Origin of the sequence: Haloechinothrix halophila YIM 93223, from assembly GCF_000504245.1 — a bacterium.
In the GTDB taxonomy this organism is placed as follows: domain Bacteria; phylum Actinomycetota; class Actinomycetes; order Mycobacteriales; family Pseudonocardiaceae; genus Haloechinothrix_A; species Haloechinothrix_A halophila.
On sequence record NZ_KI632509.1, the window covers coordinates 30508 to 53859 of the forward strand.

24 protein-coding genes and 1 pseudogene are annotated in these 23352 nt (G+C 68.1%); 12 read left to right on the forward strand and 13 right to left on the reverse strand.

Annotated features, from left to right (window positions below; translation table 11 throughout):
- Positions 1 to 48: 48 nt before the first annotated feature.
- Positions 49 to 2664 (reverse strand): bifunctional FO biosynthesis protein CofGH, encoded by a 2616-nt coding sequence (locus tag AMYHA_RS00150; protein WP_034266690.1) that lies wholly within the window; start codon positions 2662 to 2664, stop codon positions 49 to 51.
- Between the two features lie 136 nt (positions 2665 to 2800).
- Positions 2801 to 3196, reverse strand: coding sequence for a hypothetical protein (locus tag AMYHA_RS25365; RefSeq protein WP_157361668.1), 396 nt, complete (start codon positions 3194 to 3196; stop codon positions 2801 to 2803).
- Positions 3197 to 3532: 336 nt separating this feature from the next.
- Between AMYHA_RS25365 and AMYHA_RS00160 the strand changes: the two genes are divergently transcribed.
- A complete protein-coding gene (locus AMYHA_RS00160) occupies positions 3533 to 4246 on the forward strand; it encodes a hypothetical protein (protein ID WP_034266693.1) in 714 nt (237 codons plus the stop codon).
- A 46-nt stretch (positions 4247 to 4292) separates the two neighbouring features.
- Here AMYHA_RS00160 and AMYHA_RS00165 read toward each other — a convergent pair whose 3' ends face one another.
- From AMYHA_RS00165 to AMYHA_RS00180, 4 genes are all read right to left on the reverse strand, one after another.
- Positions 4293 to 5030, reverse strand: coding sequence for a Crp/Fnr family transcriptional regulator (locus tag AMYHA_RS00165; protein WP_084036641.1), 738 nt, complete (start codon positions 5028 to 5030; stop codon positions 4293 to 4295).
- A gap of 203 nt (positions 5031 to 5233) precedes the next feature.
- Positions 5234 to 5911 carry a hypothetical protein gene (locus AMYHA_RS00170; RefSeq protein ID WP_051399380.1) on the reverse strand — a complete coding sequence of 226 codons (678 nt, stop codon included), beginning with the start codon at positions 5909 to 5911 and terminating at the stop codon, positions 5234 to 5236.
- Positions 5908 to 6933: a DUF3179 domain-containing protein gene (locus AMYHA_RS00175; protein ID WP_196776808.1), complete on the reverse strand. Its 1026-nt coding sequence runs from the start codon at positions 6931 to 6933 to the stop codon at positions 5908 to 5910. The genes AMYHA_RS00170 and AMYHA_RS00175 overlap by 4 nt, the downstream gene beginning before the upstream one ends.
- 121 nt (positions 6934 to 7054) lie before the next feature.
- Complete coding sequence (locus AMYHA_RS00180) at positions 7055 to 7312, reverse strand: hypothetical protein (protein ID WP_034266696.1); 258 nt, start codon at positions 7310 to 7312, stop codon at positions 7055 to 7057.
- A gap of 544 nt (positions 7313 to 7856) precedes the next feature.
- Here AMYHA_RS00180 and AMYHA_RS00185 point away from each other — a divergent pair.
- From AMYHA_RS00185 to AMYHA_RS00195, 3 genes are read left to right on the forward strand one after another with little or no spacing between them, the layout of a single operon-like run.
- The gene (locus tag AMYHA_RS00185) at positions 7857 to 8240 is read left to right on the forward strand and encodes a hypothetical protein (protein WP_034266698.1); all 384 of its coding nucleotides are present in this window, start codon (positions 7857 to 7859) and stop codon (positions 8238 to 8240) included.
- Positions 8237 to 8557 (forward strand): glutaredoxin domain-containing protein, encoded by a 321-nt coding sequence (locus AMYHA_RS00190; protein WP_034266701.1) that lies wholly within the window; start codon positions 8237 to 8239, stop codon positions 8555 to 8557. Before AMYHA_RS00185 ends, AMYHA_RS00190 begins: the two co-directional genes overlap by 4 nt.
- A gap of 19 nt (positions 8558 to 8576) precedes the next feature.
- Positions 8577 to 9950 carry a dihydrolipoyl dehydrogenase family protein gene (locus tag AMYHA_RS00195; protein ID WP_034266704.1) on the forward strand — a complete coding sequence of 458 codons (1374 nt, stop codon included), beginning with the start codon at positions 8577 to 8579 and terminating at the stop codon, positions 9948 to 9950.
- 6 nt (positions 9951 to 9956) lie between these two features.
- Here AMYHA_RS00195 and AMYHA_RS00200 read toward each other — a convergent pair whose 3' ends face one another.
- Positions 9957 to 10370, reverse strand: coding sequence for a DoxX family protein (locus AMYHA_RS00200; RefSeq protein WP_034275234.1), 414 nt, complete (start codon positions 10368 to 10370; stop codon positions 9957 to 9959).
- 215 nt (positions 10371 to 10585) lie between these two features.
- Here AMYHA_RS00200 and senA point away from each other — a divergent pair, with 215 nt between their 5' ends.
- From senA to AMYHA_RS00225, 5 genes are read left to right on the forward strand one after another with little or no spacing between them, the layout of a single operon-like run.
- Positions 10586 to 11869: a selenoneine synthase SenA gene (senA, locus tag AMYHA_RS00205; RefSeq protein WP_196776809.1), complete on the forward strand. Its 1284-nt coding sequence runs from the start codon at positions 10586 to 10588 to the stop codon at positions 11867 to 11869.
- Complete coding sequence (gene senB / locus AMYHA_RS00210; RefSeq protein WP_034275240.1) at positions 11866 to 12840, forward strand: selenoneine biosynthesis selenosugar synthase SenB; 975 nt, start codon at positions 11866 to 11868, stop codon at positions 12838 to 12840. The genes senA and senB overlap by 4 nt, the downstream gene beginning before the upstream one ends.
- A 10-nt stretch (positions 12841 to 12850) precedes the next feature.
- A complete protein-coding gene (locus AMYHA_RS00215; RefSeq protein WP_034266707.1) occupies positions 12851 to 13777 on the forward strand; it encodes a putative selenate ABC transporter substrate-binding protein in 927 nt (308 codons plus the stop codon).
- Positions 13778 to 13782: 5 nt separating this feature from the next.
- A complete protein-coding gene (locus tag AMYHA_RS00220) occupies positions 13783 to 14547 on the forward strand; it encodes a phosphonate ABC transporter ATP-binding protein (protein ID WP_157361673.1) in 765 nt (254 codons plus the stop codon).
- Entirely contained in the window at positions 14544 to 16277 is a 1734-nt protein-coding gene (locus tag AMYHA_RS00225; RefSeq protein WP_051399381.1) for a PhnE/PtxC family ABC transporter permease, read from the forward strand. The genes AMYHA_RS00220 and AMYHA_RS00225 overlap by 4 nt, the downstream gene beginning before the upstream one ends.
- Positions 16278 to 16388: 111 nt before the next feature.
- Here the strand turns inward: AMYHA_RS00225 and selD are convergent, their stop codons facing one another.
- On the reverse strand, positions 16389 to 17456 hold the full coding sequence (selD, locus tag AMYHA_RS00230) for a selenide, water dikinase SelD (protein WP_034266713.1): 1068 nt from the start codon (positions 17454 to 17456) through the stop codon (positions 16389 to 16391).
- A gap of 376 nt (positions 17457 to 17832) precedes the next feature.
- Here selD and AMYHA_RS00235 point away from each other — a divergent pair, with 376 nt between their 5' ends.
- Complete coding sequence (locus AMYHA_RS00235; RefSeq protein ID WP_051399382.1) at positions 17833 to 18123, forward strand: helix-turn-helix transcriptional regulator; 291 nt, start codon at positions 17833 to 17835, stop codon at positions 18121 to 18123.
- A complete protein-coding gene (locus AMYHA_RS00240; RefSeq protein ID WP_051399383.1) occupies positions 18120 to 19391 on the forward strand; it encodes a type II toxin-antitoxin system HipA family toxin in 1272 nt (423 codons plus the stop codon). The genes AMYHA_RS00235 and AMYHA_RS00240 overlap by 4 nt, the downstream gene beginning before the upstream one ends.
- A 160-nt stretch (positions 19392 to 19551) precedes the next feature.
- On the opposite strand, the pseudogene AMYHA_RS00245 reads toward AMYHA_RS00240, so the two are convergent.
- From AMYHA_RS00245 to AMYHA_RS00260, 4 genes and pseudogenes are all read right to left on the reverse strand, one after another.
- Positions 19552 to 20358: pseudogene (locus tag AMYHA_RS00245) on the reverse strand (exodeoxyribonuclease III).
- Between the two features lie 46 nt (positions 20359 to 20404).
- The gene (locus AMYHA_RS00250) at positions 20405 to 20734 is read right to left on the reverse strand and encodes an SH3 domain-containing protein (RefSeq protein ID WP_034266715.1); all 330 of its coding nucleotides are present in this window, start codon (positions 20732 to 20734) and stop codon (positions 20405 to 20407) included.
- Between the two features lie 170 nt (positions 20735 to 20904).
- Positions 20905 to 22128 carry an NADP-dependent isocitrate dehydrogenase gene (locus AMYHA_RS00255; protein ID WP_034266717.1) on the reverse strand — a complete coding sequence of 408 codons (1224 nt, stop codon included), beginning with the start codon at positions 22126 to 22128 and terminating at the stop codon, positions 20905 to 20907.
- Positions 22129 to 22408: 280 nt separating this feature from the next.
- A complete protein-coding gene (locus AMYHA_RS00260; RefSeq protein ID WP_034266720.1) occupies positions 22409 to 22666 on the reverse strand; it encodes a Prokaryotic metallothionein in 258 nt (85 codons plus the stop codon).
- A 193-nt stretch (positions 22667 to 22859) separates the two neighbouring features.
- On the opposite strand from AMYHA_RS00260, the gene AMYHA_RS00265 reads away from it, so the two are divergent.
- Positions 22860 to 23054: a DUF1918 domain-containing protein gene (locus tag AMYHA_RS00265; protein WP_034266722.1), complete on the forward strand. Its 195-nt coding sequence runs from the start codon at positions 22860 to 22862 to the stop codon at positions 23052 to 23054.
- A gap of 7 nt (positions 23055 to 23061) precedes the next feature.
- Here AMYHA_RS00265 and AMYHA_RS00270 read toward each other — a convergent pair whose 3' ends face one another.
- Positions 23062 to 23352, reverse strand: a complete 291-nt coding sequence (locus AMYHA_RS00270; protein WP_034266725.1) for a DUF3017 domain-containing protein — start codon at positions 23350 to 23352, stop codon at positions 23062 to 23064.

Here is a 23352-nt window from a genome sequence, read left to right on the forward strand (position 1 = left end):
CGCCCGCCAACCCACGCCGCCACCGACATAGACACGGACGGGGGAACGTCAGGCCGGTGCACCAATCTGGCCATAGGTGGTGGTGCGCTGCCGTGCCGGACGTCCAGCCAGCGTGGCCAGATGCTCCAACTCCGCGACGCTGCGAGACGACCCGTGCTCCGAGCCAGCCATTCGCGAGATGGTCTCCTCCATCAGCGTGCCGCCGATGTCATTGGCCCCACCGCACAGCACCTGCGCGGTGCCGGTGTCACCGAGCTTGACCCACGAGCACTGGATGTTGTCGATGCGGCCGTGCAGCGCGAGCCGCGCGAAGGCGTGCACCGCGCGGTTGTCGCGCATCGTCGGGCCGGGCCGCGCGACGCCTGCGAGGTAGATCGGTGCGTTGTGATGCACGAACGGCAGCCCCACGAACTCGGTGAACCCGCCGCCGTTGCCGAGCTCCGACGTCGAGTCAGCGATGCCAGCGAGCACGCGCAGGTGGCCGAGCCAGTGCCTCGGGTTGTCGACGTGGCCGTACATCATGGTGCTGCTCGACGGGATGCCGAGCCGATGTGCCGTTGACACGACGTCGACCCACGTCTGCGCGGGCAGTTTGCCCTTGGTCAGCACCCACCGGACGTCGTCGTCCAGGATCTCGGCTGCGGTGCCTGGGATCGAGTCGAGCCCGGCGTCACGCAGCTCGGTCAGCCACTCGGCGACGCTGATGTTCGCCTTGGACGCGGCGGAGACGATCTCCATCGGAGAGAAGGCGTGGACGTGCATGCCGGGCACCTTCGCCTTGATGGCGCGCACGATGTCGGCGTAGTAGGTGACCGGCAACTTCGGGTCGATGCCACCTTGCATGCACACCTCGGTCGCGCCGGCCGCCGACGCTTCCGCCGCCCGCTCCGCGACATCCTCCGCCGAGAGGCGGTACGCGTCTGCGTCGCGCTCCCGCTGCGCGAACGCGCAGAACCGGCAGCCAACGTAGCAGACGTTGGAGAAGTTGATGTTGCGGTTGACGACGTAGGTGATGTCCTCACCGACGACGTCCGCGCGCAGTTCGTCTGCCAGCTTGGCGAGGGTGTCCAGCGTGGCGTCGTCCGAGGTCAGCAAGGCCATGGCGGCGTCGGTGTTGGCCTCGTCCAGCAACGCTGCCGGGTCGTCCGCCGCGACCGCGAGCCCGGCGCGAGCGTCAGCGTCCAGCCGCTCCGGTGCGCCAGCATTGGCGGTGGATGGCGCCTTCGCCGCGCTGGCCGCGGTGAATGCGTCACGCGCCGCGCCTGACGCGGGGAAAGCGTCTTTCAGCGCATCCCAGTCGCCGTACACCGAGTCGAAGTCGCCGCGCCGGTCCGCCGTGCGGCCGTCGACGTCAATGGCGGTGTGCAGGTCGGCGCGGCCGGTGGTGTCGAACCCACCGTCAGGCTCCTGCCAGGCCCGCCCCACGACGTCAGCGGAGTCGTCCGCGAGGCCGTCCGATGTGGCCAGTGCGCGGACGTGATCGTGCAGCCGGATGTCGATCCACCGCTCGGCGTCGCGGACGTACTTCGGATACGCCGCGAGGCGTTCGGACAGCTCGTATCCGGCATCCGACGTCCACTCCCTGAGCGCGTCGATGGCGGGCCACGGCCGCTCTGGATTGACGTGGTCCTGGGTGACCGGCGAGACACCGCCCCAGTCATCCACGCCCGCGCGCAGCAGCAGTGCGTGCTCGTCGCCGAGCAAGTTCGGCGGTGCCTGCACGCTCACGCCCGGCGGCATCAACAGCCGCGCGACCGCGACGGTCGCGGCGAGGTCAGTCAGGTCGGCGTCCGGGGCAGAGCGCATCGCGGTGTCCGGTTTCGCCCGGAAGTTCTGGACGATGATCTCCTGCACGTTGCGGTACTGCCGCGCGCGCTGCCGGATCGCGTGCAGCGAATCCGCCCGTTCCGTCCGGTTCTCCCCGATGCCGACCAGGATGCCGGTGGTGAACGGCACCCCAACCCGACCGGCGTCGTCGAGCACCCTGAGCCGCACCGCGGGTTCCTTGTCAGGGCTGCCGTAGTGCGGCCCGCCCGGTTCGGACCACAACCGCTCCGCGGTGGTCTCCAGCATCATGCCCATACTGGCCGCGACCGGCTTGAGTCGTTGCAGCTCCTCCCAGCTCAGCACGCCGGGGTTGAGATGCGGCAGCAGCCCGGTTTCCTCGAGCACCGCGATGGCGCACGCCCGCACGTAGTCCAGCGTGGACGCGTAACCGCGCGCTTCCAGCCACTCTTTCGCCTGCGGCCAGCGCTCCTCCGGCCGATCTCCCAGGGTGAACAACGCTTCCTTGCACCCGGCAGCCGCGCCGGCGCGGGCGATGTCGACCACTTCATCGCGCTCGAGAAACAACGACTCGAGCTTGCCGGGCACGGTGGCGAAAGTGCAGTAGTGACACCGGTCACGACACAACCGGGTGAGCGGGATGAACACGCTGCTGCTGTACGTGATGACTCCGGCGCGACCCTGGTCAGCGAGATGTGCGTCACGCACCCTGGCGGCCGCCGCGAGTAGCCGTTCGAACTGCTCACCACGCGCGTGCAGCAACGTCGCTGCCTCGGTGACGTCGAGGGTGACGCCGTCTTCCGCCCTGCGCAGTGCCCTGCTGATCGCGGAACTTGCCGGTGTCGGCTCGGACGGCGTGAGCTGCAGGGGCTGTCTCATGCGGCCTCCTGATCGCGCGCGGCACCCCGCGCCGTTGACCTGACGTCGGCCAGCATGGTGTCCGATGATTCGGACCTGCAAGCAGTCCTCATGATCGCGAGCCTACGGCCGGAGGCCGACAGCACGCTAGGACGTATCAGGCAGCGCGAGAGCCCTCTACCCGGGGTTGCTGCCCAGTGCGCTCGGCGGACGGCGCACGCGACGGAGCGGGAACGGAGGCCGAACCCCGGGAGTCGGCGACACGCTCGGCGCGAGCGGCAGTGGCGCGCTCGGCGACGCTCTTACGTGCGGCGACCGAGTGGGCGAGCTCCTGCCTGCGGCGGCGAGCGACCCCTGCGATCATGCCAACCACGCCAACACCGACCGCGACGACGCCGACCGGCCCGAGCAGGCCAAACGATGTGGCGCTCGGCGCCGCGATCACCTGACCGGTTCCGGCGAAGGCGGCACCGCTCATCGAGACCAGACCCGCCGCGACAGCGAGTGCCGCCGTCGCCACGCGGGTCACCGCTGTGGTGATCAGGTCCCGCACGTTGCGCACCTCCAACGTCTCGGCGATCCCTGTTCGTGTGACCGAATCGCCGGATACGACATTCGAAAACTACCGAGCGTGTCTACGTCACAGCCATATGGCTGACTTGGCGGCAGAGGTTATCGAACGTCGTAGTGCACGATGCATCGGGGTGACCGTCAGCACACCGACCCTGGCGGCGTGTCGACATAGTGCTCCCCAATCGAGGGACGCGGTGATGGTTCTCACCTACACGCGGCGGCGCGGTGCCGCTACGGTCGGCTACGCGTAGTTCTACGCTCCGAACTTTCCCGCGCATCCCGCGCGAACCCCTGTGTCTTGATTACTGGAGGTCCTGTGACGGCACCCGTGCGCACCCCGACAGCACCCGACCAGCAGCTCAGCGCCACCGTCGAGCAACTGCTCGATCCCACAGCGAGCCATGACCTGTGGCAGGGGCGCGGCACCATCGCCGTCGTGCGCGGGTTCGACAAGGACAGCAGAAACTTCCACCGCGCGGTGCTGCGCGCTGCGGCGACGCACGGCTGGTCGGTGACCGACGTGCCAGCCGCGCCCACCTTCGGCAGCATCCCGTGGCACACCGACGTCCAGCTCGTCGTCGCGGCCCGCGCCTCGCTGCGCGCGGTGGCCGAGCGCTGCGCCGCCCACTGGGGCGCGCACGTCATCTGCCCCGAGACCGCGAGCGACGGCGCGGACTGGCAGGCCCGGCCCGCCGCAAGCCTGGCCCTCTTGAGCGAGGGCGGATCCGACAGCGTGGCCTCGAGCCTGCACATCACCGGTCCGGTGCACTACAAGGCCGGTGAGGACGACGAGGGCACCGCCACCGCGCTGGTCATCGAGCCGTGTGAGTCCGGTGCACTGGTGACGGCCGATGGCGAGAACGGCACCCACACGATCCGCATCACCGACGGAAGCCTCAGCATCACGCTTGGCGAGCCGGCGCGGGCCACGCTCGACGGCCACCCACAGCTGCTGCCGGACGGCGACTACACCGTCACGCCGCGGCCTGCCGCGTTCCGCCACCTGGTCGCGGGCGTGCCCGCGGCCTGAAATCGTGCCGCGGGGCTGGCTCGTACCTGCCAGCCCCGCGGAACGGCTATCCCGACATCGCGGTGAGCCGGTCGATGTCGAGCAGGTCGATGGCGCCGTAGCGCACCTTGATCAGCCCGTTCCGCTCGAACTCCTTGAGCGTCTTGTTCAGCGACGGGCGCTGCACGCCGAGCATGGCGGCAAGGGTGCGCTGCGGCAGCGGCACCGCGCCGTCGACGGCCTCTTCCAGCAGAATCCGCGCGATCTGTTCGGTCAACGACCTGCCGAGCATGCCGATGATGCGCTCCTGGCTCTCCGCGAGCCGCATCGCGACGCTGGTCAGCCACCTGCGCGCGATCGAGAGCCGCTTGCCGAGCAGACCTTCGAACGACTCGCCGTCCAGGTAGAGCACCGTGGTGTCGGCGAGTGCGTGCGCGGTGTACGGCAGCGGCATACCGAGCAGGTACTGGATGTCCCCGTCGACCGCGCCCGGCCCGATGACGTGCACGACCGCCCGCTTGCTACCGGCCCCAACGGACAGCTCCAGCCTGCCGCTGCGCACGATCCACACGCCATCCGCCTCGTCGCCAGCGCGGAACACCACCGACCCACGTTCGAACGTCGTCGTGCGCAAGCTCGCGGCGAGCGCGGACAGGTCCTCCGGGGTGAACGGTGCGGCATCGCCGTGTCCGACACAGCGGGCGACCCACGCCGCCTGCCTGATCGCCAACTCCGCGGGCCCGCCACCGCCAAGCAGGCGGATCGAACGCTGCAGTGTCTCGGCCGGTTGCTTGGACAGTTCCATGTACGCTTCCTGACTCGTCGAGAAGGACCGTGGACGCGAGAACCTTGTGGGTTCCATCGTGCGCCGCCGTGCCAGCTACCTGACACGATCCCTTCCCGCAGCCAGGCTGGCGCGGGATTCGCGGCCGCCGTTCTAGCGTGGCATCACCTACGGCGTTCGGTACAGGAAAAGTGGTCCACCTGGCGGACGGCGCCAGGCACCTGTCAGTTCGAAGCGACCGACTCTCCAGATTGGTCGGCGCGAGCGAGCGTGCGCACCCGATACACGCCCCATACCAGCGCGACGAGCAACAACGCCAGCGTGAGCGGGTAGAACCACGGGCGCAGTGGCACCAGGACCGGCACGATCGCCGCCGCCGTGCCAGCGCCGAGGGCCAGCACGAACGTCGGGGCGCAGCAGGCGATGCCGAGCATGAACGCGGGCAGCACGGCGAGCGAGCGCGAGTACCCAGGCCTGCGGCACGCGACGGCTTGCTGGGCGGCGTGCGCGGCCAGCGCGAGATTCAGCCCGGCAAGGCTAGCGACGATGGCGGCGAACAGCAGGTTCACCGGGCTGGCGAACACCGCGACGTGCGCACCAGGATGCAGCTCGACGACGGGCTCATACAACCACGGCGCGCGCGACTGGAACAGCGCGTCCGGAGCGACCCGCGCCAACGGCTCGGCCGCCCACCGGCCGGACGCCGAGAGCGCGATATCACCAATGGCGAGCAGGTACAGCAGCAGAATCACCGCGGACGCGATGCCGAACACCCTCCGCCCGCGCCGGTGCGACAGCGCAGCCCGCAGTGTGGCCGGGGTGTCGCGGACCGCGCCTGCCGCTCGGTCGACGCCGTTGCCGACCGTGGCCATCACCCGCGTTACCGCGCCGAGTGCCGTCACGCGCGCACCCTCGTATCCGGATAGTAGGCGTACCAGCAGAACCACATGGCGTCCATGAAGTCCGCCTCGCTGCCGTCTTCGCGCAGCACCCGGGCGGTGGCCAGCGCGTCGTCCCACTCGGCGCGCACCGTCGTGCCGCCGACGTCGGCTTCCACGGTGCCTTCTTCCCGGACGAGGTTCTTGTCGATGGCGAGCCGTACGTTGTCGGCACGCACCCCCATCACGACGTGTTTCGGCGGAAACCGGTCGTCGGTGTGCTGCACCGAGAAGATCGGGTCGCCCGAGGCGTAGTACCCGCTCTCGCCGAGGTAGGACCCATACGGGTCCGCGCCGTAGTCGCGCAGCGCGCCGGTATCGCGGGAGAGCACCGTCGTGTCTGGGTGAGCCTCGCGCCAGGCCCGCCACGATGTCCACACCAGCGGCACCGTGTTCAGCCGTTTGCCGTACAACTCACCGGTGATCGCGACGCCTGGCACCTGCGGCCACTGCGAGTCGGTCGGCCGGTCGTACATGAGCAGGTTGGAGTTCACCAGCTTGCCGCTGGTCCCGAACGTCGCTCCCGGCCGCCCCGGCAGACCGGTGAAGCCGACGACGGTGCCGGTCAACGGGCAGTACGTCACCGAGATGGGCTCACCGGCGACGGTGTCGTTGACGATCTCGTGCCAGACGAGCACCTGCTGCGGGTAGGCACGCACGTCGCCATCGCGCACCAGCCCGAACACCGGCTCATCGTCGTGCAGGAAGTTCACCTTGCTCGCGGAGAGGAACTTCGGCTCGTCGATCGGCGGGATGCCGTCCTTACCAGGACCGCCCGGCACGATCGCGTCGGCGAGCGCGTCCAGGTCGGTGTCGCCGGACGCGCCAGCGGCCGGGGTGCCAGGGCCGTCGTCGTCGGAGAACGCCGCCCACGCCCCAAGTCCACCGGCGGCGGCGACGCCACCGATCACCCCGAGTCCCTTGAGTACCTGCCTACGACTCGGATTAGGCGTCTGATCGACCATCGCGACCATCTCCTGCCACATGACGAGCATCCGTCACCATCAAGCCAACCCCGGTGGGCGCCGCCATGCGGCCGGATTGTTGCGCCGCTGACAGTCATGGGCAGGTACCCGGCCTCGATGCGGCAGGTCGCGGCGCCAAAGGTCAGCTGGCGTCGTCGCCGTGTTGTCGTTGGTTTCGCTCAGTGAGCCAGCGCAGGAAGTCCGGATCGTCATCAGGTGGCAGGGCGCCGGTGGGGAGGTTGCCCGCAGCGGGAGCGTGCAGCGAGGCACGGAAGCGCGCCCACTGCGAAGAACCCGTGGCCATGAGCGCGATCGCACCGATGACCGCGGCCACGATGAACACGGCATTGCCGGTCAGCATCGCCACGATCAAGACAGTGATCGCTACGGTCAGTCGCATAGCGTGCTCCCTCCAGGACATCGGTACCGGCGAGCAGGGAACCCATTCGACCACCGTTGACGCGCAAGTTCAAACAACAGTTCACTAAGTTTGCGTGTTAAACCGCTAGCGGTGGCGAGTGCGCCAAGAGTCAACGTCGCGCCCCTCGCTTGGCATCGCCCGATTGCCCGAAGCTGCGCCGTATCTCGCGACATGTGCCACTCGTTGGTCGGACTAATACAACACCTCTCGCCCGGAGGTCGACCATGACGCCGGAACACCTCACCATCCCGGAAAGCTCGGATCAGTGCTGCGCCGAGTGCGCCCAGCCACTGAATCAGGGCTCTTCTTGTCGCGGTTCAGCAGCGGGCGAGCTGGTGTGCACCGAGTGCATCGAACTACTAGAGCCCGCCTTCGAGCACTACGTACCCGCCGCGTAACACCGGAGTCCCCGACAGATCCGCGGAGTCAGACCCCACCGTCCTGTCATGCCGCTGACAATCGACGAGCGCGCCGGTGTCAGCGATGCTGTGATGACACCGTGCATAACGAACAGGACGGACCCGTGACGACGAGCGACCAGACGGACGGCACTGAGCGGCAGCGCGTGCGCGACCGGCTGCCGATGTGGCGCATCGGCGTCACCAGCGGCCTCGTCGGCATCCTGTGCTGCGTCGGACCGACGGCGTTGGCGTTGCTCGGCATCGTCGGCGCTGGCACGGCGTTCGCCTGGGCGACGACGCTCTACGGCGAGTACGCCTGGTGGTTCCGGCTCGCCGGGCTCGCGGTGCTGGTGCTGCTGGTCTGGTGGAACCTTCGCAAGCGCAACCAGTGCAGCGTGGCGGGCGTCAAGCGATGGCGCGTCCGGCTCGTCGGGATGCTTGCCATCGCCGTGGCAACATATGCCCTGCTCTATGGCGTCACAACCTGGCTGGGGACCTTCGCATGACGACTGACGACACGACGGCCGTCGACTTCTACTGGCGGCCGGGTTGCCCGTTCTGCATGATGCTGCGCGCCAAGCTGCTGCGGGTCGACCTGCCGGTGCGCGAAATCAACATCTGGGAGGCCCCGGACGCCGCCGACAGGGTGCGCTCGGTCGCGGGCGGCAACGAGACCGTGCCGACCGTCTTCATCGGCGAACACGCGCTGGTCAACCCGAGCCTCAAGGAGCTGCTGAGCGCGGTGCGCACGCATGCTCCTGAGATAGCGCCGCCAGAGCCGGAGCGCACCGGATTGCGGCGCTGGCTCCCCTGGTCGCGCTGACACCGCGCAACGCTGACGCATGGACTACGACGTGATCGTGCTCGGCGGGGGTGCCGCGGGGCTCGCCACCGCCCGTGGCACGGTCGTGGCGGACGCGCGGACGCTGCTGGTCACCGAGGGCCCACCGGGCGGCGACTGCACCTTCACCGGCTGCGTGCCGTCCAAGACCCTGCTCGAATCCGCCGCCGACGGCCTGCCGTTCGACACGGCGATGGCGCGAGTGCGTGAGACCGTCGCGGCGATCGCGGCAACGGAGAACGAGGACGTCCTTCGCGCCGAGGGCATCGACGTCCGCCGCGGCAGAGCGCGCTTCACCGGGCGCACCAGCATCGACGTCGCTGGCCAACGGTTCAACGCGCCGAGGATCGTCATCGCCACCGGCGCCACGCCGCTGCTGCCACCGATCCCCGGCCTGGCCGACGTCCCCGCGCTGACCACGGACACCGTCTTCGACCTGACCGATGCGCCGGAGTCGCTGGCGGTGCTCGGTGGCGGCGCTGTCGGCTGTGAGCTGGCGCAGGCGTTCGCGCGGCTCGGCGTGCGGGTCTCGCTGATCGAGGCCGCCAACCGGCTGCTGCCCGGCGTCGACCCGCAAGCGTCCGCCCTGCTCACCGACGTCTTCCGCGCCGAGGGCATCGACGTGGCGACGGGCGCGGCAGTCGAGTCCGTGCACGGTGACGACTCCGGCATCACGCTGCGGGCAGGCGAGCGCACGATCACCGCGCAGCGGCTGCTCGTCGCGGCGGGTCGCCGACCGGCGACTGAAGGACTCTGCCTCGCCGCGGCGGGCGTCGCCACCGGAGCACGCGGCGAGATCCGCACCGACCGGCACCTGGCGACGACCGCACGCGGCGTGTTCGCGGCTGGTGACGTCACCGGGCGGGCGGAACTGACGCACGCCGCCTACGCCATGGGCCGGATCGCAGCGGGTTCGACGTCGCGGCGCTTTCGACGTCCTTCGTGGGGCACGCCGATTCCCAGTGTGGTGTTCACCGACCCGGAGATCGCCACGGTCGGCCTCGCCGAGCACGAGGTCACCGACTTGCGGGCGCGGGTGGCGTACCTGCCGATGAGCGAGGTCGATCGGGCCGTTGCCGCGGACGCGACGGCAGGGTTCGTCACGCTCATCGCTGGCCCGAAACGTCTGCTCGGCAACGCTGGTGGCGGCAGGCTGCTCGGCGCGACCGTCGTCGGCAAACGCGCCGGTGAGCTGATCGGCGAGCCGACACTCGCCATGACCAGCGGGATGTTCACCGGCAGGCTCGCTCAGGCCGTGCACGCCTACCCCACCTGGTCCATCGCGATACAGCAGGCGGCGGCACAGTTTGTCGGCGAGTTCGGCGGCCGCACCGCCAGGCCCGTCCACACACCTGGGGCGGACCGGCAGCGGTAGACGACGTCAGAACGAGAACAGCGGATCCGTGATCATCAGACCGAGATCCTCGGTGCCCGCGACGAACGCGAACACCATCAGCGCCGCGCCCGCCAGCGACATGTCCTTCATGAACTGGATCTGCTCCATCTGCTTCGCCTGGGCATCGGTCTCGCTCCAGAAGGCGTGCATCAGTACCGCCGTCGGCACGAGGAACACCACGAGCAGCAGCGCGCCGAGGTCCGCCCATATGCCGAGCAGCACGCTCAGGCCACCGATGAGCATCAGAATTCCGCTAGCGACGACCGCCGCCGACGGGGCGGGGACACCGCGCGATTTGGCGTACTCAGCCATGCTCGCTGTCTGCGTCAGGTGCCCCATAGCCGAGCCGAAGAACACCAGAACGAAGAGAATCCGCCCGATAAGGATGACCACATCCATAAGGAACCTCCCGATCAACAAGCCAGGATCGCGACGGAGATCGCTCTCTCCATGGTGGCCAAGACCTGCGCAAACGCAAATCGATGAACCCCAATGGCACGCCAACGCTCGGCAAATCGGTGGCATCACGGCGGGTGACGAGCGCATGACGAACACTGTCCGCACGCAGACAAACCAGCGGCGAACTGTCGGTGGGGCGGCATATTCTGGCCCGCGTGGACATCACGGCGGAGGAACTCGCGACGTGGGCGGTAGACGGCGTCGAGCGAGTGCTGGCACACGTGACAGACCTGACCGATGACCAACTCGTCGCGCCCCTGTTACCGACGATCAATCCGTTGCTGTGGGAGATCGGGCATATCGCCTGGTTCCAGGAACTGTTCGTGCTGCGTCGCGCATGCGGGCACGAACCGATCCTGCCGTTCGGGGACGCGATCTACGACTCGGGCGCGATCCCGCACGACACCCGGTGGCGGCTGCGACTGCCGTCCAGGGAGGACACCATCGACTACGTCCGCACCGTGGGGCAGCGGGTCGCGGATGTCGTCACCGACAGAGACACGTCGGACGTCGCGCGGCACTTCGCGCGCTACACCGTGCACCATCACGACACCCACTCCGAGGCGCTGACGTACACCAGGCAGACGCTCGGCCTGCCGCTGCCGCCATTGTCCGGATTGACCGACGCCACTGTGGACTTCGGCGTCGCGGACGACGACTGGCCCGGCGACGTCCGGCTCAACGGCGGCCGGTTCCTGCTCGGCGGGATGATGGGCGACCCGTTCGTCTACGACAACGAGAAGTGGGCGCATCCAGTCGACGTCGAACCGTTCGCCATGGCCAAGGTGCCGGTGACGCAGGGCGAGTTCGCCGACTTCGTCGAGGACGGCGGCTACACCACGCCGCACCTGTGGTCCGACAACGGGCGATGGCTGGCCGAGACCGGCGCGCGGCACCCGCTGTACTGGCGGCGCGGCACGGACGGTGGCTGGCAGCGGCGGCACTTCGACACCTGGGTGCCGCTGGAGCCGGACCACCCGGTCCACTTCGTCTCCTGGTGGGAGGCGGATGCCTTCGCCCGCTGGGCAGGACGGCGGCTGCCGACCGAGGCCGAGTGGGAGTTCGCCGCGTGCTCCGGCGCGCGCCACAAGCCCACCTACCCGTGGGGCGACGAGCTGCCGAAACCGCACCAAGCGGCGACCGACTGGCTGGGCAAGGGCACCGTCGGTGTCGGCGTCTGCGCCTCGGGTGAGACCCAGGAGGGCGTGCGGCACCTGATCGGCAACGTCTGGGAGTGGACGGCCACCGACTTCTACGGCTATCCGAACTTCGAGCGCGACGCTTACGGCGAGAACTCTCAGCAGTTCTTCGGCGAGCGCAAGGTGCTGCGCGGCGGTGGCTGGGCGACACGGGGCCGGTACCTGCGCAACACGATGCGCAACTACTTCACGCACGAACGGCAGGACGTGATCGCGGGCTTCCGGACGTGCGCGCGATGATCCTGCTGGTCACTCCGGCGGCGCGCGCTTCGGTGCACGGCAACGACGTGACAGCGCACCGCTGGCGGTCGATCCTGACCGAACTCGGCTGCGATGTGCGGGTGGCGAACGGCTATGAGCCGGGCGACTATACGGCCCTTATCGCGCTGCACGCCCGCAAGAGCGCCGACGCCATTCGCACGTTCCACGCCGAGCATCCCGGCGCGCCGATCGTACTGGCGCTGACCGGCACCGACCTCTACCCCGATCTGGTCACCAGCGGCGTCGATCCCGCGATCCTGACGCTCGCCAGCAAGATCGTCGTGCTGCAATCGCAGGCGCTGGCCCAGCTCTCCGACGAGCAACGCGCCCACACCACGGTGATCGTGCAGTCCATGCCGGACATCCCGTACGAGACACCGCGCCACGACGTCTTCGAGGTGTCGGTGCTGGCGCATCTGCGCGGGGTGAAGGATCCGCTGCGCACCGCGGAGGCGAGCAGGCTGTTACCCGCGGACTCGCGGGTTGTCGTCAGCCATGCTGGTGCGCCGCTTGAGGCGGATCTCGCCCGGCTCGCCCGCGAGGAATCCACTCGTAACCCGCGCTACCGCTGGCTCGGGGACCAACCCCGCACCGAGGCGCTGCGGCTGCTCGCGCGCAGCAAGTTGCTGGTGCTGACCTCGCATGATGAGGGCGGCGCCAACGTCGTCTCTGAGGCGATCGCTGCCGGGGTTCCTGTGCTGTCGTCGGACATCCCCGGCTCGCGGGGCCTGCTCGGCGACGACTACCCGGGCTACTTCCCTGTCGGCGACACCGAGGCGCTCGCGGAGGCGCTGCATGCGGCCGAGACCGACCGGAACGGCTACTACGAGCGGCTTCGCACGGCATGTGAACGCAGGCACGATCTGGTTGCCCCGCGCAAGGAGCGGGCCGCCTGGTCTGACGTATTGACCGAGTTGTCCCTTCCTGTTCCCCGACCGGTTGCTAGCTGAAGGAGAACCCATGCCCCGTGTCCCCCTCCGGCTCATCGCCCTGACAGCGATCGGCATGCTGCTGCTCGCTGCCTGCGGCCAGTCGCCGGGAGACCCCCGAGGCTCATCCGGCTCGGACGGTGAGCAAGTGCTGGCGGTCGGCGCCATCCCCGACCAGGACCCACAGGAGTTGCAGCGGCGGTACGGCACGCTGGCGGACTATCTGAAAGAGAAGGTCGGCGTCGAGGTGAAGTACGTGCCGGTGACCGACTACACCGCGTCGGTCACCGCATTCCGGCGTGGCGACCTGCAACTGGTGTTCTTCGGCGGACTGACCGGCGTGCAGGCACGCACTCAGGTGTCCGGCGCGATCCCGCTCGCACAGCGCGACATCGATGCCGACTTCCGCAGCGTGTTCATCGCCAATACCAACACCGAGATCGAGCAATTCGACGACCTCGACGGCTTGCGGAAGCTGGCTGGGCATTCGTTCACATTCGGCAGCGACACCTCGACGTCGGGCAGGCTGATGCCGCAGCACTTCTTGTCGGAGGCGGGAATGAGCGTTGACGACTTCTCCGGCAATCCCGGCTATTCCGGTTCGCACGACAAGACGGCGAAGCTGGTCGAGGCTGGCACGTACCAGACGGGCGCGCTGAACTCCTCGGTGTGGGATGAGCTGGTGAAGTCCGACAAGGTCGACACCAGCAAGGTGCGCGAGGTCTTCCGCACCCCGCCATACCACGACTATCACTGGATGGCGCGGCCCGACATCGACGACCAGCTCGGCGATGGCACGACGGACAAGATCAAGCAGGCGCTGCTCGACCTCGACGGCAGCGACGCCACCGAGAAGAAGATCCTCGACATGTTCCAGGCTGGCAGCTTCGTCGACACCGCGCCGGGCAACTACGCCCAGATCGAGCAGGTGGCGCAGCGGCTGGGACTGCTGAACTGAACGCCATGAGCAGCCCGATCTTCGCGCTCAGCGGCGTCGGTGTCCGCTACGGCAAGAACACCGCGCTCGCCGGGGTCGACCTCACCGTCGAGCCCGGCGAGCGGGTCGCGATCATCGGGCCGAGCGGTGCGGGTAAAAGCACGCTGATCGGCGTGCTCAACGGCACTATCGCCGCCACCAGCGGGGAGGTGACGGCGCTCGGCTGCGACTACCGGCGCGCGTCGGCACGGGAGATCAGGAAGTCACAGCGCCGCGTCGGCACCATCCATCAGCGGTTCGACCTGGTCGAGCAACTGCGTACGGTGCACAACGTCAACGCGGGCAGGCTCGGCAGCTGGCCGTTCTGGAAGGCGGCGCTGTCGCTGCTGCTGCCACGCGACGTCCAACGGGTGCAAGCGGCACTGGACCGGGTCGGCATTGGCGACAAGCTGCATCACCGCACCGGCGACCTGTCCGGCGGCGAGCAGCAGCGGGTGGCGATCGCCCGGGTGCTGGTGCAGGACCCGGTGATGATCCTCGCCGACGAACCGGTCGCCAGCATCGACCCCGCACGGGGCCGCGAGATCATGAGCCTGCTGCTCGAACTGTCGGCTGAGGTGGGTGTGACGCTGCTGGCTTGCTTGCACGACGTCGAGATGGCGCTAGGCAGCTTCGAGCGGGTGGTCGGGCTACGGGCCGGTCAGATCGCCTTCGACAAGAAGCGCGCCGACCTGACCGACGACGAGGTCGACGCGCTGTACGCGTTCGAGCGAGCGACGGAGCCGCGATGACGACGACGTGTCGGCGGGAAGCTGCGGAGTCGCCCAGTGAGTCGTCGGGCACGTCGACGCCGCCACCGGCACCGGAACGCGGCACGGGCGCGGCCGAGCGGTCCCGGAAGCGGCGCGGCTGGGCGCTGCTGATCGTCGCGGCCATCGTCATCTCGGCGGTGGCGGCGGGCATCGGCCGCGGTCAAGTGATCAAGTCCGAGGGCGCCGGATCGTTGTTCGACTTCTTCGCGGCGGCCGCCTCGCCCCGGCTGGACGCGGAGTTCCTCGCGCTGACTGGGACGGCGATGCTCACCACGCTCGCCTACGCCGTGCTCGGCACCGCGCTCAGCCTGGTGATCGGCCTGATCGGCGGCGTGCTCAGCTCGCAGGCGTGGTGGGCGTCCGGGGTGCGTTCCCGGCGCGGACGCAGACTGGCCGGGTGGGGTCTCGCCAGGGCAGTGCTCGTGGTGCCGCGTGGTATCCACGAGGTCGTCTGGGGACTGTTCTTCCTGGTCGTGTTCGGTATCGACCCCATCGTGGCCGTGCTGGCGATCGGGATTCCGTTCGGCGCGGTCACCGCGAAGGTGTTCTCCGAACTGCTGGACGAGACGGGCCGCAAGCCATACACCGCGCTGCTGGCGGCGGGGTCGAGCAAGTGGTCGGCGATGCTGTACGGGCTGCTGCCGCCCGCGTTGCCCGATCTCATCTCCTACGGCTTCTACCGGTTCGAGTGCGCGATTCGCAGCGCGGCGATCCTCGGCCTCGTCGGCGCGGGCGGGCTCGGTTTCCAGCTCGCACTGAGCTTTCAGACGTTGCGCTACCCGGAGATTTGGACGCTGCTGTTCGCGCTGATCCTGCTCAGCGTCGCGGCGGACTACTGGAGTTCGCTGGTGCGTTCGGCGCGGGCGCGTGGCCGTCGTCGTAGCCGTGATGGCGGTGGCGTCCGACGGGATCCGCTGCTGACGGCGTCATTGGTGTTCGGTGCGGTACTGATCGCGCTGTCCGCCTGGTGGGTGGGACTGGACATCGCCGTGCTGTGGAGCGGCAAGGCATGGGAGTTCGGCATCCAGTTGCTGAGCGAGGCGTGGCCGCCCAGTGTCGGTGGCACCGGTGTCAGCGGGCTGCTCATGCTGGCAGGGGTGACGCTGGCGATGTCGATCGTGGCGATCACCATCGCGTTCGGTCTCGGCGCGTTGTTCGCCGTGCCCGCGTCCACGCCCGCACAGGGCCGAGACCATGTCGAGCGCGGCGCGGTGGCACGGATCGCGCGGACGGCGGCGATGCTGGCCAGCCGGTTCGTGCTCGTGGTGCTGCGGGCGATCCCGCCGCCGGTATGGGCGTTGCTGCTGCTGTTCGTGATGTATCCCGGCATCCTGCCCGGCGCGATCGCGCTGGCGGTGTACACCACCGGCGTCCTCGGACGCCTGATGGCGGAGTCCGTGGACAACCTGGACGCGCGCCCGCTGCGGGCGATCCGCGCCACGGGCGCGTCCGCATCGAAGGTGTTCTGCTACGGCGTGATCCCGGCCGCCGCACCCAGGTTCGTCGCCTACGGGCTGTACCGGTGGGAGGTCACCATCCGGGAGACCGTCGTGGTCGGCGTTGTCGGCGCAGGCGGGCTCGGGCTCTTGCTGGACCACCAGATCGGCAGCTTCAACTACGCGGGCGCCCTGACGACGCTGGCGACGTTGATCCTGCTGACGCTGGTCGTGGACGTCACGAGCGCGGCGATCCGCCGCAGCGTGCGGTAGAAGCCGTGTCCCCACTCGGGGCGCCGTGTCCTCCTGCTCCCGACGCGATCTTGATGCGTTGTGGCGACACGTGTCACCACAACGCATTCATGTTCCGCCGGGGCCGGGCACTCAGGCCTTGACGCTGACGTGGCCCGCTTCGCCCTCGACGACACGGCCCACGGCCGCCGCGGGCAGGTCCTTGGCGCGCAGGGCCTTGACCACCGCGTCGACGTCGACACCGTCCGGTACCGCGAACAACATGCCGCCGGATGTCTGCGCGTCGTGCAACAGCACGGCGGTGTCCTCCGGCACGCCATCGCCGACGTGGACGTACGGCGCGATGTGCTCGGTGTTGGACTTCGTGCCGCCGGGCACGAAGCCAGCCGCGATCGCCTCGCGCGCGCCGGGCAGCACCGGAACCGACGCGGCGTCGATCTCGGCGGCGAGCCCGCTCGCCCGCACCATGCGGTGCAGGTGGCCGAGCAGCCCGAAGCCGGTGACGTCGGTGGCCGCCCGCACGCCGTGCTCGCGCGCGATCGCGGCCGCTTCGGCGTTGAGGGTGGTCATCGAGCCGACGGCGGCCTCGATCCACGCGTCCTCAGCGCCACCTGCCTTGATCGACGTCGAGATGACACCGGTGCCGAGTGCCTTGGACAGCACGAGCGTCTGACCCGCGGCGAGCTGGTCGATCTGGAACAGCTTGTCCGGGTGCGCCATGCCGACGACGGCCATGCCGTACTTGGGGATCGGGTCGTCGATGGTGTGTCCGCCGACGACGAGGCACCCGGCCTCGTCCGCGATCGACGAGCCGCCCTCGAGAACCTCACCGAGCATGTCCATCGGCAGGTCGTTGGCTGGCCACGCCGTGAGGTTGACGGCGATCAGCGGTGTGCCGCCCATGGCGTAGACGTCGGACAGCGCGTTGGCGGCGGCGATTCGACCCCAGTCGCGCGCGTTGTCGACGATCGGGGTGAAGAAGTCAGTAGTCAGGATGATGGCGCGCTCGTCGTCGAGCCGGTACACGGCGGCGTCGTCGCCTTCCAGCGCACCGACGAGCAGGTCACCCGTGGCTGTTCCCAGGTTGGTGCCAAACGTGGAAAACAGCGACTCCAGTTTGGACAGCGGCAGCTTGCACGCGCATCCCGCACCTTGGGACAACGACGTCAGCCTCGCAACCGGTTCCACGGACGCACTCATGCACACACTCCCTGCCAGACAGCGGACAACCCGAGCAAGCCAATCATGCTCGCCACACACCGCGCAGCACAATTGTCCGCTCCCGGACAGTGCTGCCTCTGGCGCAGTCACAACACGCCAGAGTCGGATAAAGGTGTGGCACGCTCGTCCCTCACGTGTAACACCTCTATCCAGCGACGCTCGTCGAGGCGTCGAACACCGACGCAGTCCGACCGGGGCGACTTCGCCAGGCAAATTGCACCAAGAAAACGACAAACAGATATGAGTCGGGCAGGTTTCGCGCAATATCCCTCGCGAAGCCGAGGTAGCCGAGCTGCCGCCCCGCAGCAGCCGCGCGATGCTGTCGCCATATGACGACAAATGCTATTGTCGTCATATGGCGACAATCCATGTAGCTCGCCCCGACGACCTGGGCCCCGCCCTCCGCGAAATCCGGACAGCCGAAGGCATCACGCAGTCCGCGCTGGCGCAACTAGCCGACGTCGGACGCCAGTGGCTCAGCACCTTCGAAATGGGCGAGAAACCGTCGGCTCCGCTCGACATGGTCATGAGGATCATAGCCGCGTTAGATGTCTCGGTGACGCTGTCGCGCCCCGCGCCGCCCGCACCGGTCGACGAAGAGGAACCCGTCGACCTGGATGCGCTGATCGACGGCGTCGACGCATGAACGGCGCGACAGAACACTTCCTGCACGTCGTCATGAACGGCCGCGTAATTGGCGACGTCCAGCGCTCAGGAAAGCGAAAGATGCGCCTGCGCTACGAGACCCCCAGCGCAGGACGATTCACTCCCCTTTCCGTGTCGATGCCGGGCCCGTCGGGCAGGTACCGCGAAGCCGTGCTGGTGCCGTGGTTGCAGGGGCTGCTTCCCGATCGGCCGGAGATGCTGCGTCAGTGGCGCCGTCGGTTCGGGATCGCCGACGACATCAGCCCGTTCTCTCTGCTTCGGCACGTCGGCGAGGACGTCGCAGGCGCTGCGCAGTTCGTGCGGCCCGATCGCCTTCAGGCCGTTCTCGATGGGCGCGGCGACCTTGACGATCTCCACTCTGTCGAGGTGGCCGAGATGCTCCGGCGTGCGAAGGCCGATCTGCCGGTTTCCATGAAAGAGGGCACGAGCGGCAAGTTCTCCCTGGCAGGCGCCCAAGCGAAGATCGCCCTGCATCGATCCGACAGGGGATGGAGTGATCCGTCTGGCGCCGTCCCGTCGACCCACATCGTCAAGCCGTCGATTCCCGGCATGACCGACCAAGATCTCATTGAGGCAGTGACGCTGAGAACCGCCACTGGTCTCGGGTTGCGCGCCGCACGCTGCGCCATCGAGGAGTTCGACGACGAGCGAGGCATCGTGGTCACGCGCTATGACCGAATCCAGCGGTCGACCGGGCGTTGGCAGCGCGTGCATCAAGAGGACATGTGCCAGGCGTTAGCCGTGTGGCCAGATAACAAGTACGAAAGCCAGGGCGGTCCGGGGGCGGCCACCATCGCCGATCTCCTCCAACGGACGAGCAGCAAACCTGAGAATGACACGCGCCGCTTTGCGCAGGCTCTGGTCTTCAACTGGCTCACATGCGGCACCGACGGTCACGCACGCAACTACTCACTCCTGCTGAGCGGCGAGGACATCCGGCTCGCCCCGTTGTACGACCTCAACTCTCACCTCGCCTACTCCGACGGAGCTGGCAACGATCTGTCCATGGCCGTGAACGGCAGTTTCCACGCAGCAGCGGCCTCGGTAGACGATTGGGCGCGATTCGCGACGAGGTTGCACGTGGACGCGGACTGGCTCCGGGACGAGATCACGCGTCAGTCCGACGGTCTGCTGGACGCGATGGTTCGTGCCACCAAGTCCGATGACATCGCCCGGTACGACAGCCCAGCAGTGGCTCGCCTCCTCGCCAACACCGAGGCGTGGCTCAAGCGCGTCGCGCACTCCTGAACGAGCAGCGCGGCCCGACTTCGCCGGGCAAATTGCGCCGAAAAAGCGACAACCAGGTACGCAGCCCTGGCGAAGTCGGGGGCGGCCTCGTGGCAGCAGCCGGGCGGACCCGTCGGCGCTGGTGAAGTCGGGGCGGGCCGCAGCGCAGGCGTCCCCGCCCCTACAGACCCGGCCAGTCGAACACCGCCGTGACCGGAGCGTGGTCGGACCAGCGCTTGTCGTAGCTCGGCGCGCGTTCCACCCGTGCCTCGACGGCCTTCGCCGCAAGCCCTGGCGACGCGAGCACATAGTCGATGCGCCACCCGGCGTCGTTATCGAACGCCTTGCCGCGGTAGGATCACCAGGAGTACGGGCCAGACCCCTCCGGCTGCAGCGACCGCTGCACATCGACGTAGCCAGCCCCATCCAGCACCCGGGAGAACCATTCCCGCTCCTCGGGCAGAAACCCGGAGTTGGTCTGGTTGCCCTTCCAGTTCTTCAGATCGGCCTCGGTGTGCGCGATGTTGTAGTCACCGACGACAACGACCTCCTTGCCCGCTGCCTCGGCACGCTCGCGCAGCCGCGTGAGGTGCAGCAGGAACGCCCCCATGAAGCGCTCCTTCTCCGCCTGCCTCGGCGTACCGACCTCACCGCTCGGCAGGTACACGCTCGCCGCGATCAGCGAGTCGTACTCGCACTCCACGTAGCGCCCCGAGGTGTCGAACTCAGGGTCGCCGAAGCCGACGCGCACCGACGCCGGCTCGGCACGCGACAGCACGCCAACGCCTGCCCTGCCCTTGTCGGCGGCGGGCGCGAACGCGGCGTACCAGCCGTCCGGAGCGACGACGTGGTCCGGGAGCTGCTCCCGCTCGGCACGGACTTCCTGCAGGCAGACGACGTCGGCCTTGGCGGCGGCCAGCCACTCCACGTAGCCCTTCTTCGCCGCGGCACGCAGGCCATTGACGTTCACGGTCGACACGGTTAGCACGCCGCAGACCTTACCGGCGGCCACCGACACGACGCGCGGGAGCCGACTATCCGCAGGATGCGTCCGGCAGCGGCGTCAGGAACTCCTTCGCCGCCCACCGCTGATCACCGAGCTTGCGAAAGCCCTTCCGCACGGTCGAACTAGCGTCGACGGTCTCGGCCCGTGTCACCTTGTCGACGACGTCGGCGTCCGTCGACGGACCGTCGCGCACGTTGAGCACGTCGGCCGTCACAGTGAACTGACATCCTGGTTCCGCCGAGCCCTCGACGTCGATGCCGCCGATGCCTCTGCGCTCATCACCGAGGATGTAGATGAAGAGAACCCCTGCCAGCACGGCGGTAATGATCAAAGTGCGCTTCGGTATGCCCAGTAACACCCGTGCTCCTCGCGACCCGCTGCGACTGATAACGCACTCCAGGTATAGCAACTACCGAGCCCTCGGTGGGACACGAAGGCGTAACCTCCACCCGGTCGTGAGTGCCACTCACGGGTAGCGGGACAGGTGGCGCACCCAGGACCACACGCCCGGGTGCGCCAGCGCCGGGGTCAGCCCTGCGCCATCTTCTTCTGCAGGTTCTCGTCCAGCGTGTTGAGGAATTCCTCGGTCGTCTGGTACTGCGAGTCCTTGCCGGTCAGCAGCGCGAGGTCCTTGGTCATCTTGCCGCTCTCGACGGTCTCGACGACGACCTGTTCCAGCTTGTGCGCGAAGTCGACGACCTCGGGCGTGCCGTCCAGCTTGCCCCGGTGCTCGATGCCGCGCGTCCACGCGAAGATCGACGCGATCGGGTTGGTCGATGTCGGCTTGCCCTGCTGGTGCTGCCGGTAGTGCCTGGTCACCGTGCCGTGTGCGGCCTCGGCCTCGACGATCCTGCCGTCCGGCGTCCGCAGCACCGAGGTCATCAGGCCAAGCGAGCCGAAGCCCTGCGCCACCGTGTCCGACTGCACGTCGCCGTCGTAGTTCTTGCAGGCCCAGACGTAGCCACCTTCCCACTTCAGCGAGGCGGCGACCATGTCGTCGATGAGGCGGTGCTCGTAGGTCAGGCCCTTGGCGTCGAAGTCGGCCTTGAACTCCTTCTCAAAGATCTCTTGGAAGACATCCTTGAACATGCCGTCGTAGGCCTTGAGAATCGTGTTCTTCGTCGACATGTACACCGGCATGCCTCGGTCGAGGCCGTACTGGAGCGACGCCCGCGCGAAGTCCTCGATGGACTTGCGGTAGTTGTACATCCCCATCGCGACGCCGCCGCCCTCGGGATAGTGGGCGACCTCGAACTCCATCGGCTCCGAGCCGTCGTCCGGGGTGTAGGTGATGGTCACGGTGCCGGGCCCGGGCACCTTGAAGTCGGTGGCCTTGTACTGGTCGCCGTGGGCGTGACGGCCGATGATGATCGGCTTGGTCCAGCCGGGCACGAGCCGAGGGATGGTCGAGATGATGATCGGCTCACGAAAAACGACACCACCGAGAATGTTTCGGATGGTGCCGTTGGGGCTGCGCCACATCTTCTTGAGGCCGAACTCTTCTACTCGCGCCTCGTCAGGAGTGATCGTCGCGCACTTGACGCCCGCGCCGTGCTTGGCGATCGCCTTGGCAGCGTCGACCGTGACCTGGTCGTCGGTGCGGTCGCGCTCTTCGATGCTCAAGTCGTAGTACTCAAGGTTGATGTCCAGGTACGGATGAATCAACTTGTCTTTGATGAACTGCCAGATGATGCGGGTCATCTCGTCGCCGTCGAGTTCTACGACGGTTCCCTGGACCTTGATCTTCGACATGAGCGCCAGGTGCTCCTCACTCTTTGGTCGCGGGTCGCCCGCGGGTACCACTGTTCGGGTGGACCCAGCGAGCTAACCCTCCGCGGATCTTCGCGTGTGTGGTATCTGCTCTGCTTAACGGGACAAGCGTACTGGTAAATCGCCCGCCATGGTGTCACACGTGACGAATCTCAGTCTTTCAGCAGAACAGCGCGCGAGCCAAATCGCATCCCCCTCGGAGAGCAACCGGCATCGATCCCGGCATTGACCTGGGGCTTCGCGCCCCGTTCCCGGCGGAGGATCAGCCGGGGTGAGCACCAACGGCGTCGCGAATCTCGGCGCCCTTGCTCACCGTGGTGCGGGCGCAGTGCGCGCAGCAGAAGAACCTGCCGTCGACTTCGACGCCGTGGCCGAGGATCCGGCACTGGCAGTGCTCGCACGACGGCGCGATCCGCTGCGCCGCGCATTCGATGCTGTCGAAGACGTGGACGTCGCCGCCCTTGGTGCGCACCTCGAAGGACATCCAGTAGTCGTTGCCGCAAACCTCACAGGCCGCCATGGTGCTCCGCCTCCTCTGGTCGGGTGCTTGCTCGGATGAGCGTGTCTCCCCTCTTGAGCCTGCTCCTGGTGCCACTCGTGGGCAAATCGTGCACCCGGCTGGGTGCTCTCTTCGGCGGAACAGCTCCCGGAGCAATCGTCCCCATCGACGCGGCTCGCGCCTGCTCCTACCCTGAAAACGGAGGTGGTCAGCTATGCATGCGACAGCAGGAGACCGGATCCTGGTACATGGCAGGACGGTGGGGTCCGGTGAGCAGCACGGCGAGATCGTCGAGGTGCGCGGCGAGGACGGCAACCCACCGTTCCTGGTGCGTTTCTCCGACGGGCACGAGAGCCTGATGTACCCGGGGCCGGACTGCGAGGTCCTCGGCCCTGACGAGGAGCGCTAACCGCAGCTCAGCCGGTCGGCCCCTGGGCGATCGTCAACGAGACGAACAGGATCAACGCGCTGAACGCGGTGTAGGCGAGCACGTCGATGGCGCGCCCCCTGATGACGAGCAACCCTGCCTTCTCCGGCATGAGGACGGCGCGCAGCACGGCGGCGACGAACAGCGCGCCCGCGATCAGCACCGTGCCCTCGCGCCAGTGATACTGCGCTATTCGGACGAAACCCGACGCGACGATCGCGAGGACCAGCCCGAACGGCAGATGCGCGAGCAGGTGCTCCGACGCGCGCTTGGCGGACAT

Excerpts from the sequence above, each read along its gene's own strand:
- AMYHA_RS00220 (WP_157361673.1), top strand. The coding sequence starts at position 13,783 with ATGAGCAGCCCGATCTTCGCGCTCAGCGGCGTCGGTGTCCGCTACGGC.
- AMYHA_RS00265 (WP_034266722.1), top strand. The coding sequence starts at position 22,860 with ATGCATGCGACAGCAGGAGACCGGATCCTGGTACATGGCAGGACGGTG.
- AMYHA_RS00260 (WP_034266720.1), bottom strand. The coding sequence starts at position 22,666 with ATGGCGGCCTGTGAGGTTTGCGGCAACGACTACTGGATGTCCTTCGAG.
- AMYHA_RS00200 (WP_034275234.1), bottom strand. The coding sequence starts at position 10,370 with ATGGATGTGGTCATCCTTATCGGGCGGATTCTCTTCGTTCTGGTGTTC.
- AMYHA_RS00270 (WP_034266725.1), bottom strand. The coding sequence starts at position 23,352 with ATGTCCGCCAAGCGCGCGTCGGAGCACCTGCTCGCGCATCTGCCGTTC.
- AMYHA_RS00255 (WP_034266717.1), bottom strand. The coding sequence starts at position 22,128 with ATGTCGAAGATCAAGGTCCAGGGAACCGTCGTAGAACTCGACGGCGAC.
- AMYHA_RS00175 (WP_196776808.1), bottom strand. The coding sequence starts at position 6,933 with ATGTGGCAGGAGATGGTCGCGATGGTCGATCAGACGCCTAATCCGAGT.
- AMYHA_RS00180 (WP_034266696.1), bottom strand. The coding sequence starts at position 7,312 with ATGCGACTGACCGTAGCGATCACTGTCTTGATCGTGGCGATGCTGACC.
- AMYHA_RS00165 (WP_084036641.1), bottom strand. The coding sequence starts at position 5,030 with ATGGAACTGTCCAAGCAACCGGCCGAGACACTGCAGCGTTCGATCCGC.
- selD (WP_034266713.1), bottom strand. The coding sequence starts at position 17,456 with ATGAGTGCGTCCGTGGAACCGGTTGCGAGGCTGACGTCGTTGTCCCAA.
- AMYHA_RS00225 (WP_051399381.1), top strand. The coding sequence starts at position 14,544 with ATGACGACGACGTGTCGGCGGGAAGCTGCGGAGTCGCCCAGTGAGTCG.
- AMYHA_RS00190 (WP_034266701.1), top strand. The coding sequence starts at position 8,237 with ATGACGACTGACGACACGACGGCCGTCGACTTCTACTGGCGGCCGGGT.
- AMYHA_RS00215 (WP_034266707.1), top strand. The coding sequence starts at position 12,851 with ATGCCCCGTGTCCCCCTCCGGCTCATCGCCCTGACAGCGATCGGCATG.
- senB (WP_034275240.1), top strand. The coding sequence starts at position 11,866 with ATGATCCTGCTGGTCACTCCGGCGGCGCGCGCTTCGGTGCACGGCAAC.
- AMYHA_RS00195 (WP_034266704.1), top strand. The coding sequence starts at position 8,577 with ATGGACTACGACGTGATCGTGCTCGGCGGGGGTGCCGCGGGGCTCGCC.
- AMYHA_RS00235 (WP_051399382.1), top strand. The coding sequence starts at position 17,833 with ATGGCGACAATCCATGTAGCTCGCCCCGACGACCTGGGCCCCGCCCTC.
- AMYHA_RS00150 (WP_034266690.1), bottom strand. The coding sequence starts at position 2,664 with ATGAGACAGCCCCTGCAGCTCACGCCGTCCGAGCCGACACCGGCAAGT.
- AMYHA_RS00240 (WP_051399383.1), top strand. The coding sequence starts at position 18,120 with ATGAACGGCGCGACAGAACACTTCCTGCACGTCGTCATGAACGGCCGC.